Origin of the sequence: Mesorhizobium sp. M1E.F.Ca.ET.041.01.1.1 (genome assembly GCF_003997355.1) — a bacterium.
Lineage (GTDB): Bacteria > Pseudomonadota > Alphaproteobacteria > Rhizobiales > Rhizobiaceae > Mesorhizobium.
In genome coordinates, this window is record NZ_RZSL01000097.1 from 1 (window position 1) to 15,377 (window position 15,377).

The 15,377-nt window shown below is 65.4% G+C and carries 16 protein-coding genes; 4 read left to right on the forward strand and 12 right to left on the reverse strand.

The features are described 5' to 3' along the window. On the reverse strand, window positions 1–502 hold a 502-nt coding region (locus tag EOA38_RS11020; RefSeq protein WP_148669482.1), incomplete at its 3' end, for an alcohol dehydrogenase catalytic domain-containing protein. A gap of 102 nt (window positions 503–604) precedes the next feature. Here EOA38_RS11020 and EOA38_RS11025 point away from each other — a divergent pair. Further along, window positions 605–1,507, forward strand: a complete 903-nt coding sequence (locus EOA38_RS11025; RefSeq protein ID WP_127299202.1) for a LysR family transcriptional regulator — start codon at window positions 605–607, stop codon at window positions 1,505–1,507. Between the two features lie 123 nt (window positions 1,508–1,630). Here EOA38_RS11025 and hpaR read toward each other — a convergent pair whose 3' ends face one another. From hpaR to EOA38_RS11055, 6 genes are all read right to left on the reverse strand, one after another. Next, entirely contained in the window at window positions 1,631–2,035 is a 405-nt protein-coding gene (gene hpaR / locus EOA38_RS11030) for a homoprotocatechuate degradation operon regulator HpaR (RefSeq protein ID WP_127220811.1), read from the reverse strand. Window positions 2,036–2,610: 575 nt separating this feature from the next. Continuing rightward, window positions 2,611–3,630: an isopenicillin N synthase family oxygenase gene (locus EOA38_RS11035; RefSeq protein WP_127299203.1), complete on the reverse strand. Its 1,020-nt coding sequence runs from the start codon at window positions 3,628–3,630 to the stop codon at window positions 2,611–2,613. A 225-nt stretch (window positions 3,631–3,855) separates the two neighbouring features. Then, complete coding sequence (locus tag EOA38_RS11040) at window positions 3,856–4,509, reverse strand: methionine ABC transporter permease (protein WP_126095409.1); 654 nt, start codon at window positions 4,507–4,509, stop codon at window positions 3,856–3,858. After that, window positions 4,490–5,587 (reverse strand): methionine ABC transporter ATP-binding protein, encoded by a 1,098-nt coding sequence (locus EOA38_RS11045; RefSeq protein ID WP_127299204.1) that lies wholly within the window; start codon window positions 5,585–5,587, stop codon window positions 4,490–4,492. The genes EOA38_RS11040 and EOA38_RS11045 overlap by 20 nt, the downstream gene beginning before the upstream one ends. Window positions 5,588–5,678: 91 nt before the next feature. After that, window positions 5,679–6,530, reverse strand: a complete 852-nt coding sequence (locus EOA38_RS11050) for a MetQ/NlpA family lipoprotein (RefSeq protein WP_127299205.1) — start codon at window positions 6,528–6,530, stop codon at window positions 5,679–5,681. 186 nt (window positions 6,531–6,716) lie between these two features. Beyond that, window positions 6,717–7,406 (reverse strand): SDR family NAD(P)-dependent oxidoreductase, encoded by a 690-nt coding sequence (locus EOA38_RS11055; RefSeq protein WP_127299206.1) that lies wholly within the window; start codon window positions 7,404–7,406, stop codon window positions 6,717–6,719. Window positions 7,407–7,614: 208 nt separating this feature from the next. Between EOA38_RS11055 and EOA38_RS11060 the strand changes: the two genes are divergently transcribed. Further along, window positions 7,615–8,730: an anhydro-N-acetylmuramic acid kinase gene (locus tag EOA38_RS11060; protein ID WP_127299207.1), complete on the forward strand. Its 1,116-nt coding sequence runs from the start codon at window positions 7,615–7,617 to the stop codon at window positions 8,728–8,730. Between the two features lie 3 nt (window positions 8,731–8,733). On the opposite strand, the gene EOA38_RS11065 is transcribed toward EOA38_RS11060, so the two are convergent. Beyond that, complete coding sequence (locus EOA38_RS11065) at window positions 8,734–9,156, reverse strand: GNAT family N-acetyltransferase (RefSeq protein ID WP_127299208.1); 423 nt, start codon at window positions 9,154–9,156, stop codon at window positions 8,734–8,736. 59 nt (window positions 9,157–9,215) lie between these two features. Continuing rightward, a complete protein-coding gene (locus tag EOA38_RS11070; RefSeq protein ID WP_127299209.1) occupies window positions 9,216–10,403 on the reverse strand; it encodes an MFS transporter in 1,188 nt (395 codons plus the stop codon). 48 nt (window positions 10,404–10,451) lie between these two features. Between EOA38_RS11070 and EOA38_RS11075 the strand changes: the two genes are divergently transcribed. After that, complete coding sequence (locus EOA38_RS11075) at window positions 10,452–10,991, forward strand: Lrp/AsnC family transcriptional regulator (RefSeq protein WP_126095416.1); 540 nt, start codon at window positions 10,452–10,454, stop codon at window positions 10,989–10,991. Here the strand turns inward: EOA38_RS11075 and EOA38_RS11080 are convergent. Both EOA38_RS11080 and EOA38_RS11085 read right to left on the reverse strand, forming a co-directional pair. Next, entirely contained in the window at window positions 10,988–12,274 is a 1,287-nt protein-coding gene (locus tag EOA38_RS11080) for a D-tagatose-bisphosphate aldolase, class II, non-catalytic subunit (RefSeq protein ID WP_127299210.1), read from the reverse strand. The two genes, EOA38_RS11075 and EOA38_RS11080, sit on opposite strands and share 4 nt — an antisense overlap. Beyond that, window positions 12,271–13,218 carry a sugar kinase gene (locus tag EOA38_RS11085; RefSeq protein WP_127299211.1) on the reverse strand — a complete coding sequence of 316 codons (948 nt, stop codon included), beginning with the start codon at window positions 13,216–13,218 and terminating at the stop codon, window positions 12,271–12,273. The genes EOA38_RS11080 and EOA38_RS11085 overlap by 4 nt, the downstream gene beginning before the upstream one ends. 229 nt (window positions 13,219–13,447) lie before the next feature. Between EOA38_RS11085 and EOA38_RS11090 the strand changes: the two genes are divergently transcribed. Next, window positions 13,448–14,470: a LacI family DNA-binding transcriptional regulator gene (locus tag EOA38_RS11090; protein ID WP_127299212.1), complete on the forward strand. Its 1,023-nt coding sequence runs from the start codon at window positions 13,448–13,450 to the stop codon at window positions 14,468–14,470. A gap of 40 nt (window positions 14,471–14,510) precedes the next feature. On the opposite strand, the gene EOA38_RS11095 is transcribed toward EOA38_RS11090, so the two are convergent. Further along, window positions 14,511–15,377, reverse strand: an 867-nt coding sequence (locus EOA38_RS11095) for a Gfo/Idh/MocA family oxidoreductase (protein ID WP_145965945.1), incomplete at its 5' end; no start/stop codon positions are given.

The following is a 15,377-nucleotide window of genomic DNA, read 5'->3' on the forward strand; positions in this document are numbered from 1 at the left end:
CACCGCCTATGGCCCGCTGGTCGACATCGCCCGTCTCGGCCGCGGCGGTGATCACGATGGGCTCGCCGCGGCCGAGACGGGCGATGTCGACCAGCGCGCCATAGGCGGTGAGATACTGCATCCATGTCGCGGCGGCGGCTTCGAAGCCAAGCGATGGCGGATGCTTGACGATGAGTTCCGCCGGAAAAGTGACGAGCTCGCCATAGGCCGGCCAGCGCGCCATCGAGCGCGGCGGGATGATGCTGACCGCATCACCCGATGCACAACCATCGACGCCGTCGCCGACCGCCTCGACGATGCCCGCCGCTTCGAGGCCGAGGCCTGACGGCAGCGCCGGCGTCTCGATATAGGCGCCCTTGCGCATCGAGGCCTCGGCGCGGTTCAAGCCCAGCGCCTTGACGCGGATCCGCAGCTCACCCGGACCAGGCGGCGGCACCTCGACATCCTCGATGCGTAGCACATCGGGGCCGCCGTGACGGTGAAAGCGAACAACCCTTGCCATCCATACAACTCAAAATCAAAATGATGGAATCGACTATGCATAGGCATCCGAAGGGGATAAATCGCGCGCTAAGCAGAACAGTCGAAACGATTGGTTTTGAATATGGATCGCCTCGAAAGCATGGAAGTGTTCGTCAGGGCTGTCGATCTCGGCTCGTTCGCGGCCGCCGCGGCGGCGCTCGACCTGTCGGGCCCGATGGTCGGCAAGCATGTCCGCTTCCTCGAGGAGCGCCTGGGCGTCCGGCTTCTCAACCGCACGACGCGCCGGCAGAGCCTGACCGATTTCGGCCGCGCCTATTACGAGCGCTGCCGCATCGTGCTGGCGGAGGTGGAGGCCGCGGATGCGCTGGCGGCCGACCAGTTGTCGGAACCGCACGGCAGGCTGCGCGTGACGATGCCGGCGCATTTCGGCCGCCACTGCGTCACGCCGGTCTTGCTCGAACTCGCGCGCCGCTTTCCGACGCTGGAGTTGGACCTGTCGCTCAGCGACCGCTTCGCCGACCTCGTCGAGGACAACTTCGATCTGGCGATCCGCACCGGTACGCTCGACGACAGGGCCGGCATCATCGCTCGCCGCGTCGCGCGTCAGCGCATGATCGTCTGTGCTTCGCCGTCATACATCGAGAGGTTCGGCCGGCCGCTTGGCCTGGAGGGCATTGCCGATCATCAGGCGATCATCTACCGGCGGCTCGGCCAGGTGTTGCAGCCATGGCTGTTCCCGCGCGACGACGGTTCCGTGACCGAGATCGCACCTGCCGGCCGGCTACGGCTCGACGACCTCGACGCGATTGCCGATGCTGCGACCGACGGCATGGGTCTTGCCTGGCTTCCGCACTGGCTGGTGCGCCGACGCATCGAAGCCGGCGCGCTGGTGCGGCTGCTGCCGGACCAGGCGGACTATCTCTACGACTGCCACGCGCTCTGGCTGCAGACGCCGCATCTGCCGCTGAAGGTGCGGCTGGCGGTCGATGCGCTGGCGGCGGGGCTGCCGCGATTCATGGCTTAGCTCTTAGGCCGATTTCAGGCTTTGCAATTAGACCGGCCGCGCCAGCCTTCGGCGGGAACAGCATCCGAAGAAGCTGGAGCGCGTCGCAGGTGACCCGCCCCCGGCCGGACGAGGTTCGGCCCCTCAGCTCTCGGTCGACTCCGACTGGATCAGGTTTTCCAGCATATCCAGCAGGCGCGCGTGCTCTTCGGCGCCGTAGCGCTTCTCGATCGCCTCGTAGATAGCGAAGCGCTCGGGCGCCAGTTCTTCGACCAGCGCCACGCCGGCCGGGCTGATGGCGAGCAGGGCGCGGCGGCCGTCATCCTTGACCTTGTTGCGGGTAATGAATGCCCGCTCCTCCATCGCTCTGATGATGCGGGTGAGGCTGGGCGGCAGGATCGAGGCGCGGTTGGCGAGTTCGGTCGCTTCCAGCGGCCCGGTTTCGGCAAGCACGTGCAGCACGCGCCATTGCTGCTCGGTGATGTCGTGGCGGACAAGCATCGGCCGAAAATGCGCCATGATCACTTCGCGAGCGCGCAGAAGAGCCATCGGCAAAGAGCGACGGAGGTTGGACGACAGCAAATTCAGGTCTCCGAGAAATCCAATACAATACAACTTGCGGCAAAATATTAAGGCTCGTATCGCAGCTCTATCCGCGGCCTTGCCGAGAGCGGCAATCCCGTCCACGGAAGCAGCATTGGCTTAAAAAACGATGCTTGGCATTCCGCGTCAAGACCTAATTTACATGTTAATTATAAGATGTCGGGCTCCTTCATCGGGCCGGTCGAATGCCGACACGACGACCAGATCGCTTCGGATTTCGGACCTTTTTGGTGCGATCCGCATCGCCTTCTTGCCCCCCGCCAATCTTCTCTTCTTTTGTGCAATTGCGGGATGGTAGCCGCAGTACGATGTCCTTGCGCCAAAGAAAAAGGCCGGGCGCGAAAGCGGCCCGGCCAAAGAATGAAGGTCATAACCTTCAGAGGGGAACATCGCCCGGCGCAATGGGAGGAAAACACCGGACGATGCCCGTTATTTGGGCTTCAGCCGGCCGGTTTGCGACGAACAGAATTCCAAAAAATAGCCAAATCGCGAAAAAATCTCGCGCAGGCAGCAGCAAAATCTCAGCCGGTGGCCGCCGCCTTCTCAAGGAGGTCGGCATAGTGCCGGCGCGCGACGTCGGGATGCGACCGCAGCCGGCTCTTCAGCACATTGGCGCCGACGTTTCGGAACAGCGGATTGTCGGGATCGCTGGCCGGGCCGCGCGCTTCGGCCGCCAGCTCTTCCGGCAGGTCGAGCAGCGGGATCGTCGCGTCGAGCCGGGCGCTGAAGAAGAACGGAACCGAGATCCGCTCGACACCGGCCGGCGGCGTGACGACACGGTGCACGGTTGCCCTGAGATATCCATTCGAGGCAAGTTCGAGCAGCTCGCCGATGTTGACCACGAGCGTCCGCGGAATCGGATCCACATTCACCCAGCTGCCGTCATATTCGACCTGCAGCCCCTTGTTCTCGTCCTGCAGCAGGAGGGTGAGGAAGCCGCCATCCTTGTGCGCGCCGACGCCCTGGTCGTCGGCGGTGGTGTCGCGCCCGGGATAGCGCACGATCTTCATGCGGTGGTTGGGCTCGCCGCGATAGATCGGATCGAAGGCGTCTTCCGGCTGGTCGAGCGAGAGCGCGAAGGCCTTGAGCAGGCGGATCGCGACCTCCGTCGCCTTCGCCTGCCAGGCAAGCAGCGCCGGCTTCAGCTCGGGCAGCGCCGAAGGCCACTGGTTCGGGCCCTGCAGCCGCGTCCAGGCCGGCACGCCCGGCCCTTGCGTGATGGTCGTGCGCTCGACGCCGATATCGAGCTGCTCGCGCCAGTCGGCCTTGCCTCTGGTCAGTTCGCCGCCGGCGCGCGTGTAGCCGCGGAATTGCGGCGACTTCACCATCTCGATGGCGAGCTTGTCAGCTTCCGGCAAGGCAAAGAAGTGGCGCGCGGCATTGAGCACCGCGTCGATATCGGACTGCGCTATGCCGTGGCCGCTGAGGTAGAAGAAGCCGACATCGCGGGCCGCCGTTCGCAGATCAAGCAAGAAAGTCCGCAGTTCCGACGCGCCCTGCTCAAGGCGGTCGAGATCGAGCACCGGGATTATTCTGGCCATGGACAGGCTCCTCTTGCGGCAACTCTTTGTTTTTCGCAATTCCGGACGGAAAACCGCTGTGCACTTTTCCTGGAATTGCTCTGGTGACCCCACCGCACGATGACATGCGCGTCACTGCGGGTGAAGAAACGCGCCGACCAATCTCATTGCAAACGGAGCAAGCCGCCGCTCAATTCCCGGCTTTTGCGGCAAATTGCGTTCGATGCGCTTGTCGGGTGTCGCTCATCAGCGATGATCCAGCCGCGCGACCAGCCGGTCGCCGATCCACTGGATGCCGCAGACCAGCACGATCAGCACGACAACCACGGCGATCATGACGCTGGTCTCGAAACGCTGGTAGCCGTAGCGGATGGCGAGGTCGCCGAGACCGCCGGCGCCGATGGCGCCGGCCATGGCCGAGGCGCCGACGAGCGTCACCAGCGTCACCGTGAAACCGGCGACGATGCCAGGCAGCGCTTCCGGCACCAGCACCTCGCGGATGATCGTCCAGCGGTTGCCGCCCATGGCGCGGGCCGCCTCGATCAGGCCGTGATCGACCTCGCGCAGCGACACTTCGGCGATGCGGGCATAGTAGGGCGTTGCAGCGATCGACAGCGGCACGATCGCCGCCCAGGTGCCGATCGACGTGCCGACGATCAGCCGCGTCACCGGGATCAGCGCCACCAGAAGGATGATGAAAGGAACCGAGCGGAAGCCGTTGATCAAAGCGCCGAGGATGCGGTTCACCCACAGGTTTTCGGCAATGCCGCCGCGATCGGTGGCGACCAGCGCCAGCCCAAGCGGCAGGCCGAAGACCAGCGAAATGAGGCCGGAAGCGCCGGTCATCAGCACGGTCTCCCAGATCGAGCGGATGAGAAGCTCAAACAGGACTGGCGACATGGCCAAGCACCTCCACCCGCGCGTGGCGGTCCTTCAGGAATGCGATTGTCCGCGCAAGACGCGCAGCGTCGGCGCCGGGGACGGCGAGGAACAGCGTGCCGACAGGTTGCTCTTGGACATGGTCGATGCCGCCATGCACGAGGCGGATCGGGCCGGGCACACTGGCGCTCAGATCGGACAGCAGCGGACCACGCGCCGCTTCGCCGGCTACATCGACCTTAAGGATTGTTTCCGCGCCCTCGCCGGCGACCAGCCGGTTGGCAATCTCGGGTGGCAGTTGCGGCCGGATGGCGCCGAGCAGGCTGCGCGTGATCTCGGATTTCGGATTGGCGAAGACCCGCCACACGGCGCCTTCCTCGACGATCCGGCCGGCGTCGATCACCGCCACGCGATCGGCGATCGAGCGGATCACCTCCATCTCATGGGTGATGAGCAGGATGGTGAGACCGAGCCTGGAATTGATGTCCTTGAGCAATGAGAGGATCGAGCGCGTCGTCTCCGGATCGAGCGCCGAGGTCGCCTCGTCGGACAGCAGCAACGCCGGTCGCGCGGCGAGCGCCCTGGCAATGCCGACGCGCTGCTTCTGCCCGCCCGAGAGCGAGGCTGGATAGGCCTTGGCTTTCTCGGACAGGCCGACGAGCCGCAGCAGTTCGGCGGCGCGCGCCAGGCGCTCGGCGTGCGGCCGACCTTCGATCTTGAGCGGCAGCGCGACGTTTTCCTCGACGGTCTTCGCCGACAGAAGGTTGAAGTGCTGGAAGACCATGCCGATGCGACGGCGCAGCGGCTGCAATTCACGCTCACCGAGGCGGCTGATCTCACGGCCCTCGATGAAGACCTCGCCCGAATCCGGCTGCTCCAGGCCGTTCAGGCAGCGGATCAGCGTCGACTTGCCGGCGCCGCTGCGGCCGATGATGCCGAGGATCTCGCCCTTCCGCACCGTAAGCGAGACGCCGTCGAGCGCCGCCGTCGCGCCGAAGCGACGCTTGAGGTCGACGAGACGCACAACATCTTCCGCCGGGACCGCGCCGACCGGCACCGGGTCCGTTGTTTCGGCCGGCGCCGTGACATGCTGGTTCATCGCTGTTCCTGTTTCCATCCGCTTCCGGTAATGCGATGGCGGTCCGCTTTGACGCGGACCGCCGGCTTGATCGAGATGCCGCCGAAGGCGATCAGTAGGCGCTGATGCCGGTGCCCTTGTAGACCTTGTCGAACTCGGCCTTCACCGTCTCGTTCTGATAGGCGGCGACCAGGGTTTTCACCCAGGGCTCGTTCTCGCTGCCGGCCTTGACCGCGATGAAGTTGCGGTAGGGATTGTCGGCAATCGACTCCTGCGCGATGCGGTTTTCCGGCGTGAGACCGCTTTTCAAGGCCCAGTCCGTGTTGACCACGGCCGCGTCGAGATCGTCGACCGAACGGCCGACGATGCCGGCGTCGAGTTCCTTGATCTCCAGCTTCTTCGGGTTCTCGGCAATGTCGGCGGTCGTGGCCAGGATGCCGGTGCCGTCCTTCAGCTTGATCAGGCCCTCATGCTCCAGGACATGCAGCGCGCGGCCCTCATTGGAGGGATCGTTCGGCAGGCCGATGACTGCGCCTTCTGGCAGGTCGGCGACTTTGCCATGCTTTTTCGAGTAGAGGCCGATCGGCCAGACGCCGGTATAGCCGACCGGCACGATGTGATACCCTTGAGTCTTGATCTGGTTGTCGAGATAGGGCTTGTGCTGGAAGGCGTTGGCGTCGATCTCACCGCGTTCCAGCGCTTCGTTGGGCTGGGTATAATCGTTGAAGACCACGGCCTCGATCGTCAGCCCTTTCTTGGCCGCCTCGGCGGTGACGACGCGCCAGACATCCTCATCCTCGCCGCTGATGATGCCGACCTTGATCGCCTTCTTGTCCTCGGCGAAGGACGGCGACGGCGCGGTAAGGCCGACGACGGCAAATGTCGCGGCGAGAAGCGCGGCAAGTCCGGCGCGCCTGGTGATTGACGTAGCGAGAAAATTTGAAGCGTTGCCGCGTTCGGACATGATGCGTTCCTTGCGATCCTGAATTCATTTCGGCCTGGCGGAATGCGAAGCCTTGATATCAGCATCGCCAATGCTGCCCGGGCGGGCAAAGAAGCGCATTTCCTATCGAACGGAACGCGGAAAATATTCTCTCAAAGATTTTATGACTTGGAGAACGGCAGCTACCGGGCAGTTGCCGAATGATCGTCAGAACGCCTCGACCCAGGGCCTGAGCTCGACCTCGAAGCTCCAGGCGCTGCGATGCTGGCGGTGGACCGCAAGGTATGTTTCGGCGATCGCGTCGGGTGACAGGCGACGATCGGGGCGGTCCGGATCGGCCGCCTGTCCGGGCGGCTCGATCTGGCCGTCGATGATGAAGTGCGCGACATGGATGTTCTTCGGACCAAGCTCGCGCGCCATAGACTGTGCCAGCCCGCGAAGCCCGAATTTCGGCATGGCAAAGCCGGCCGAGCCGGAGAAGCCCTTGAGGCTGGCGGTGGCGCCGGTGAACAGGATCGAGCCGGAGCCGCGCGCCATGAGCCGGCGCGCCGCCTGCTGGCCGACGAGGAAGCCGCCATAGGCGCCGACGAGCAGGGCCTGCTTGACCGCCTCGGGGTCGAGCTCGGCGATCGGGCCGCGCGTGCGGCCGCTGGCATTGAAGACGGCAATTTCGAGCGAGCCGGCCTTGTCGGCCGCCTCGAACAACCGTTCGACGGAGGCTGCATCCGACACATCGGTTTCGACCGCCTGGGCGCCAGTCTCCTGGACCAGCGCGGCCAGCTTGTCGACATTGCGTGCGGCGAGGACGACGCGGAAACCTTCCTTGCTGAGAAGCCGCGCCAGCGAGGCGCTTAGGCCCTGCCCGGCGCCAGCGATCACTGCGACGTTGGCTGCCATGTCGTTCCTCCTTGGACGTTCGGCCGGTGCCGATGGTCGCACAAGCTCGCGCCTTACGCGACAAGAGGCAAGAACGGCGTTACTCCATTTCTGGTGTCTGGCGCAAAAAGGCCGCCGACCTATGCGACAAGCGCCGGCTGTCGCGAAGGGCTTGCCTGCCGAAGCGATCCGTCCGACACGTGGTCCAACGGCGATTCGAGGAACGACCATGGAACCAATCTGGGCCGTCGGCCTGATGACCGGCACGGTGCTCGACGGCAACATCGACGTGGCGCTGATCAAGACCGACGGCGAGCGCATCGCCGACTCCGGCACCTACACTTTAGCCCCCTACCCGCAATCGATCCGCACTCTTCTGGAAAAGACCCTGCGCCAAGCCCGCGCGTGGAATTTCGAAGGGCCGGAGCCGGCGATCTTCCGCGAGGCCGAGGAGGCGCTGACGAGGGCTCAGTCGGCCGCGGTCAAGGATCTCGTCGAGAGCCAGGGCATGACCATGGCCGATATCGGCGTCGTCGGCTTCCACGGCCAGACGGTGCTGCACCGCGCCCCGCAGCCGGGGCGGATCGGCCGTACGCGCCAGCTCGGCGACGGCGAATTGATGGCGGCTCTCCTCGGCACCAAGGTCGCCTATGACTTCCGCTCGGCCGACGTGGCGGCCGGCGGGCAAGGCGCGCCTTTAGCCGCTGCCTATCACGCGGCGCTGCTGAAAGAGGCCGACGCCAGCGGCGACACCGCCGTGCTCAATCTCGGCGGCGTCGGCAACATCACCTGGTGGGACGGCAGGGACAATATCGTCGCGTTCGACACCGGACCGGCCAATGCGCCGGTCAACGATTTCATCAAGGCGAAAGGTCTCGGCGAGATGGACCGGGACGGCAAGCTGGCGGCCGCGGGCACTGTCGACGAGGCAAGGCTCGCCAGGCTGCTGCAGCATGCCTATTTCACAAAGCCCTATCCGAAGTCGCTCGATCGTTTCGATTTCACGGCAGCAATGGCCGACGGGCTCGGCGCGGAGGATGGCGCGGCGACGCTGACGGCCTTCACGGTCTCGGCGGTCGGCAAGGCGCTCGACCTTTTGCCGCGCCGGCCGAAGCGGCTGGCGGTCAGCGGCGGCGGCCGCCGCAACCCGACGATGATGGCGATGCTCGGCCGCCGCGCCGGCGTCGAAGTGGTGCAGGCCGAGACGCTCGGCTGGAAGGGGGATGCGGTGGAGGCGGAATGCTTCGCCTTCCTGGCGGTGCGTGTGCTGCGCGGCCTGCCGATCAGCTTTCCGAGCACCACCGGCGTGCCTGAGCCGATGCGCGGCGGAAAGCTCGCAGGCTGATCGTCAGCGCAATTTCTTCTGCATGAAGATGCGGCTGCGGCCCACGGGGAAGTCGGGAAGCATGCCGAACGGTCGGTAGCCCTGGCGCTCATAGACCTTGGCGGCGGTCGGGTTGAAGGTGTCGATCCAGGCAGCTTGGCAGCCACGTTCCGCCGCCTCCCGTTCCGCGGCGTCCAGCATGCTGGCGGCGATGCGCCGGCCGCGCAGCATTTCATCGACCCACAGCCATTGCACGTAGAGCCAGCCCCAGGCGGTGTAGCCGGATATGCCGGCAACGATCGCGCCGGCATCGTCGCGAACGAACACGGCAAGCGGCTTTCGGCCCGAGGCGCCGACATCGCCGTCGTTGAAAGCGGCTAAGCCCTCACCGACACGGGCGAGATCCTGCGGCAAAGGCTCATCGGTGATCTCGAGCGTCGTCTTCATTGTGGCTCCGGTGCGGTGCGGAAGCCAGCCTTAGCGAACGAGCGAGCAGCGATGCAAGCCTATTGCCGGGCGCCAGGCGAACGCCATGCCGCAGCCGACGCCGCCACCAGCATCAACAAGGCGGCGATCAGGGCGCAATTGGCGAAGCCGAGGCTGGTGTAGAGCGGTCCGAAACCGGCGGTGCCGACGGTAACCGCAAGATACGTGACCGCGCTGTTCAAGCCCATGATGGTGCCGCGCCGCGAAGGGTCGAGCGCCGTCAGCCGCATGACCAGGACATTCAGCCCAAAATGATTGGCAAGACCCCAGACGGCAATCGTCGCCATCAGCAGACCGAAGCCGCCGCTCAGCATGGCCATCGCGGCATAGACGGCGGCGACCAGCAGATAGGCGAAAGGCATGACGCGGCGGGCGCCGAGACGGTCGATGACACCGTCGAGCAATGCGGCAGCGCCAAAGCCGAGGCCATAGGCGATCGCCGCAAGGCCGTTGGCGCTGACGGGTTCGCCGAGGTCCTTGTGCAGATGATCGCCGAGGTAGCCATAGACACCGTAGAAGGCAGTCATGAAGGCGCCGCAGGCGATGAGCAACGGGACGATCCCAGGCACAGCTAGGGCGCCCAGCGGCGATGGCGCCGGGCCGATTTTCCTCACGTCGCGCAGCGAGCTCATCGTCAAGCCTGCGACGGCGGCTCCGGCGAGCAGCGCCACGGCGGCGAAGACGGCGCGCCAATGGATGAGATCGGCAAGCACGGCCGACAGCGACACGCCGGCGACCATGGAGAGCGTCCAGCCGGTCAGCACGACGCCGATCGTGCCGCTCTCGCGGCCGGGCGGCGCGATCGCCGCCGAGCTGGCGTAGATCGCCGGCATGGCGACGCCGGCGGCGATGCCGGCCACGAGCTGGGCCATGACCAGCGCCGCCACCGTCGGCGCGAGCGCGCTTGCCACCAGCGCAAGCGCAAGCAGCAGCAAAGCGCCCTGCAGCATGCGGCGCGCGCCGATCCTGTCGATGTAGCGGGCGAGGAAGAGCGCGCTGGCCGAGGTGCCGAGGCCGAAAGCGGCAGCGGCCGTCATCACCGACGGCACGCTAGCCCCGAACGACGCCGCGACGGCGGGCGCGATCGGTCCGAGAACCAGGGAGTTGGAGCCGATGACGGCGATGCAGCCGGTGAGCAGATAGGCTGCCGCCGGGATCGGCGCGCGGGGCGCCGCGGTCAAAATTGCTGATTGATCGCCGTTCGACATATCGTCATAGTGGCCGAATTTAATTCAGCATCAATGGAGAATTTCGATATGGATGCAGAAACAGATGACGTTCAGCGGAACAGGCAACCTGCTCGCGAGATCGACCCGATCGACAGAAAAATATTAGGCGTTCTCGTCGACGACGCGACCATCAGCTATGCCGAACTCGGCGATCGCGTCGGCCTGTCGCCGCCAGCCGCGCATGAACGGGTGAAGCGGCTGCGCCGCAGCGGCGCCATCCGCGCCACCTCGGCAATCATCGATCCGAAGGCGGTGAAGAAGCCGCTGCTGGCCTTCGTGCATATCGACACCAGGGGCTGGGGCAAGACGCCGGAACTGATGGCGATTTCGGAATGCCCGGAAGTGGAAGAGATCCATTCCGTCGCCGGCGATACCTGCATGCTGCTCAAGGTGCGCACCGAGGACACGCGGGCGCTGGAAGGCCTGCTGTCGCGCATCTACGAGACGCCGGGCGTGGTCTCGACGCGCAGCTATGTGGTGCTGTCGACCTATCTCGAACGGCCCGTGCAGCCGGACATCACGGCCGAGTGGCCGACGCCGCGGCACATGGCGACGCCGGTTTATTAGGCGTTCGTGGCATCGCGGTAGATGTCGAGGACGCGCGTGACGCTGCCGATCAGAAGCTCATGCGCGGTCGGCTTGATTCGGCCAGCGGCGATCTCGGTGTCGAGATGCGCCAGATACTGGCTGATCAGAGGGCGGGGAATCTCCCGATCGCCAAGTGCAGCCAGCAGCGCTTCGGTCGCGTGCTGCGCGTCGGGCGACGGCCAATAGTAGCGAATGCGGTCGCTGAAGGAGAAATGCCGCTGCAGGCGCTGCTCGTCGGGTGTGCCCGGATAGTATTTCTGCCAGTTGCCGGGCGAAGCCAGCATGACGCGCTCCATCGCCACCGGCAGGCTTTCGCGCGAAGGATCGGGCACCAATTGGTCGGCGATGTAGCTCAATCCGTAGAGAGCCTCGCGCAGCGCGAAAGTGAGCCACGGACCGACCTTCAGGATGGCGAAGCCGTCACGCACAAGCGCGGCGAGCGCCTCCCCTGGCTGGTAGTCGGTCGAATGCGCTTCGAAGACGAATTGCGGCACGCACTCCAGCGACGCCACCAGCTTCGTCGCTTTCTGAGGCGCATAGGCGATGATGTCGGCATTGCCGAATTCGACGCCGGGCTGCACGACGACGCCGATGGCGCGGGAAAAGGCGGCATCGAGGCCGAGGCGGGAGAACGCCTCGCGGTGGACTTCGACGGTGCACAGCGCGTCGGCGGGTTCGGTCACATGCATATGGTCGAGCGCTTCCAGCGCACCGCCCGGAACCGGCACTTCGGTGCCAATGATATAGACGGGTTTTTGGCCGCCTATGCGGGCGACCGCGGCCTCGGCGACCGCCGCAAGGTCGGCAGCGCGCGCGGCGATCGTTTCATCGGCGAGCGCCACCGGATCGTCGGCGCAGGCCATGCTGGTATCGAAATGCAGCTTGGTGAAGCCGGCGCCGGCATAGGCGTCGATCATCGCCGCGGCCTTCCGCATCGCTTCGCCAGCAGGCAGATGCTTCCACGGATTGGGTCCCAGATGGTCGCCGCCAAGGATCAGCCGGTCGAGCGGAAAGCCCGCGCTGGCGGCATGCGTCTCGACGAAGCTGCGGAAAGCGGCCGGCGTCATGCCGGTATAGCCGCCTTCATGGTTGACCTGGTTGCAGGTCGCCTCGATCAGCACATCCGCGCCATGTAAGGCGCCGTGGCGAAGCGTCGCTTCGATCACCAGCGGATGCGCCGAGCAGATCGAAGCGATACCGCCCTTCCCGCCTAGCGCGCGCTGCGTCGCGATCCCCGCGAATCTTTCGGTCGCTACGGTCATGCGCGTGATCCTGCCTTGGCGATGAAGGCCTCGACATCGGCGAGCCGATGAATGCCTTCCATCGGGCCCTTCCGGGTGACCGCGAGCGCGCCGCAGGCATTGGCGATGCGCAGCGCATCGGCGGGCGCGGCGCCGCGCAGCCAGAAGGAAACGAAAGCCGCGCCGAAGCAGTCGCCGGCGCCGGTCGGGTCGACTTCCTTGACGGCAAAGCCGGGCATGACGACCGTGCCCTTGCGGTCGTGATAAGCGGCGCCCTGGGCGCCTTTCTTCAAGACGATGCAGGAGATGCCTCGCGTAAGGAGTTCGTCGACCGCGCCCCGCTCGTCACCGGTGGAGGAGAACAGGAACAACTCGTTGCCGCTGGGCAAGAACACATCGGTCTGCGCCAGCACCTTGTCGAGCGCCTGGCGCATGCCGGAAGCCTGCATGATCTCGCGACGGATGTTGGGATCGAAGGACACGGTGCCGCCCTTGGCCTTCACGGCCGCGATCGCGGCGAGCGCGACTTCGGTGGCGCGATCGGAAAACAGCGAGGAGCCCATGACATGGACGTGATCGGCGCCGGAGAGCAGCCGCTTGGCCGCCTGGTTCATCTCCAGCAGGCCGGCGGCGCTGTTGCGGATGTTGAAGACGAAATGCCTGGAGGCATCGGCCCGGTAGGTGACGAAGGCCGTGCCCGTGGCATGGCCTTCATGGACGGCGATCGCCGAAACGTCGGCGCCGAGCGTTCGCAGCCGGTCGATGTTCAGCTGGCCGAAATCATCCTTGCCGACGGCGCCGATGAGACCTGCGGGCTGACCGAGCGCCGCCGCCTGGCCGATGAAGATGGCCGGCGCTCCGGACGGGAAAGGCCCGACCAGCGGCCCTGGCTCGAGGAAGCTCTGGCCGATCCGTTCGGCCATGATCTCGACGAGGATCTCGCCGGCTGAGACCAGCTTCTTCATCACGTCCTCCCGGCTCCGCCATGCACGGCGTATTCCTGAAAAGTGGATACGGCCCGCTCTTTTCTACGTCAATTAATAAATTTACGCATGCAATAGTTTTTTCCTCCACGTTGAAACTTGCAAAGCTTCCTGTAAAGTTTCAACTTGCAGTCGCGCGCCGGTGCGCCCTATGTAGCGCCGGGGCAGCGCATGGGACCAGTGGTGGGATATCCATGTCGCGAGGGTTTGGATGCCGATGACGCACAAGACGATGGAGGATTTCGCCCGTTCCTGCGGCGTCTCCAGGCCGACACTGTCGAAATTTTTCGACGACCCGACCAGCGTCAAGCCGGCGACGCGCAAGCGCATCGAGGACGCGCTTCGCTCGTCCGACTACCAGCCGAATCTCTTCGCCCGCAATCTCAACCGCAAGCGCACCCGCAGCATCGGCATCGTCGTGCCGACGGTGACCGACCCCTTCTATTCCGAGATGGTCAGCCGCATCGAGCTAAGGCTGCGCGACGAGGGCTACTGGCCGATCGTCATCTCCTCGCATGGATCGAGCGAACTCGAGGCCGAGGCGACGCGGACCATCCTGTCGCTGAAAGTCTCCGGCGCGCTCGTCGCCCCGCTTTGCCGGCGCTCGGACCCGAAGGCGATCGAGAAGCTGACGCAAGCGATCCCGATCGTCTATTTCGACACCTATCTCGAAGGCGACACGCCTTTCGTCGGCAACAACAACGTGCAGAGCGTGTCGACAATCGTCGATTATCTTTGCCGCTCGGGCGACGCCCCGGTCTATTTCGATATCCCCCATGTCAACCACAATTCGCGCGAGCGGGTGGAGAACTACATCGATGCCATGCGCCGGCTCGGACAGGAACCCGTCGTGTTCGGCAACATCGAGGACTATACATGGGACTTTGAACGGATCGGCTATGAGCAGACGGAGAAGCTGCTCGACAATGGCGCCCTGCCGGGCAAGACCATCCTGTGCGCCAATGACCGTCTCGCCTTCGGCGTGATGGCGGCCGCCTACTCCAAAGGGCTGAAGGTGGGCCGCAAGGCGGATTGCGACCTGCGCGTCGCAGCCCACGACGACCATCCGCTCAGCCGTTACACCTGCCCGGCGCTCACCACCATGGCGCAGGATTTCGCCGCCATGGCCGGCCGCAGCGTCGAGACGCTGCTTACCCTGCTCGACGAGGACGGCACGACCGTCGCGCCGAAGGTCAACCTCGACGCGACGTTGGTGATGCGCCAGTCGGCCTGAAGACTGCCAAAAGCCCATCGGATTCCGCTCGACGAGCGCCTCAGGCAAGCAGACTCGCCGCTTCGTCCTCGCCAAGCAGCGGTGGCTGGTCGACGGTGCCGACGACCGCGGCGGAATTTTGGCTCTCAGCCGAAGCGAGGATCGCCTCCATGATCTCCAGCACATGCAGTGCAAGCTCGCCGGACGCGCGCGGTCTCCTGCCTTCCGACAGCGACCGCGCGAGGTCGGCGACGCCGAGCATGCGGTAGTTGGCGCGGTCGGGCGCGGCATAGGGCCAGTTGCGCGCGCCATAGTGTTCGCTCTCGCTCGCGAAATCCCTCCAATCTGTGCCCCGTGCCGAAAGCGAGACGGTGCCGCCAAACGTGTCGGGGTCGGGCAGCCTGAGCGAGCCTTCCGTGCCGTGCAGCTCGATCGGATGATTGGAATGCCTGAAGACGTCCCAGGAGGCGCCGAAGGTGACGGTGGCGCCGGAGCGGAATTCGAGCAGCGACAGAATGTTGGTCGGCGTGCCGACCCTGAAGCTGGTGTTCTTGTAAGGGCCGTCAGCGGTGATCAGGCGCTCCTCCTGGCCGCGCGTCGCCATCGCCATGACACGGGCAACCGGACCGAGCAGGTTGACCAGCATCGTCAGATAATAAGGTCCCATGTCGAAGACGGGACCGCCGCCCGGCTGGTAATAGAATTGCGGGTTGGGATGCCAGTGCTCCATGCCGCGCCCCATCATGAAGGCGGTGCCGGTCACGGCGCGGCCGATGGCGCCCTCGTCCATCAGCCGGCGCGCCCGCCGCCCGGCAGCCCCGAGGAAGGTGTCGGGCGCCGAGCCCAGAGCAAGCCCGCGCTTCGCCGCCTCGGCGACCAGCCGGCGGCCGTCTCTGGCCGAAGTCGCGGGAGGCTTTTCGGTCAAGAC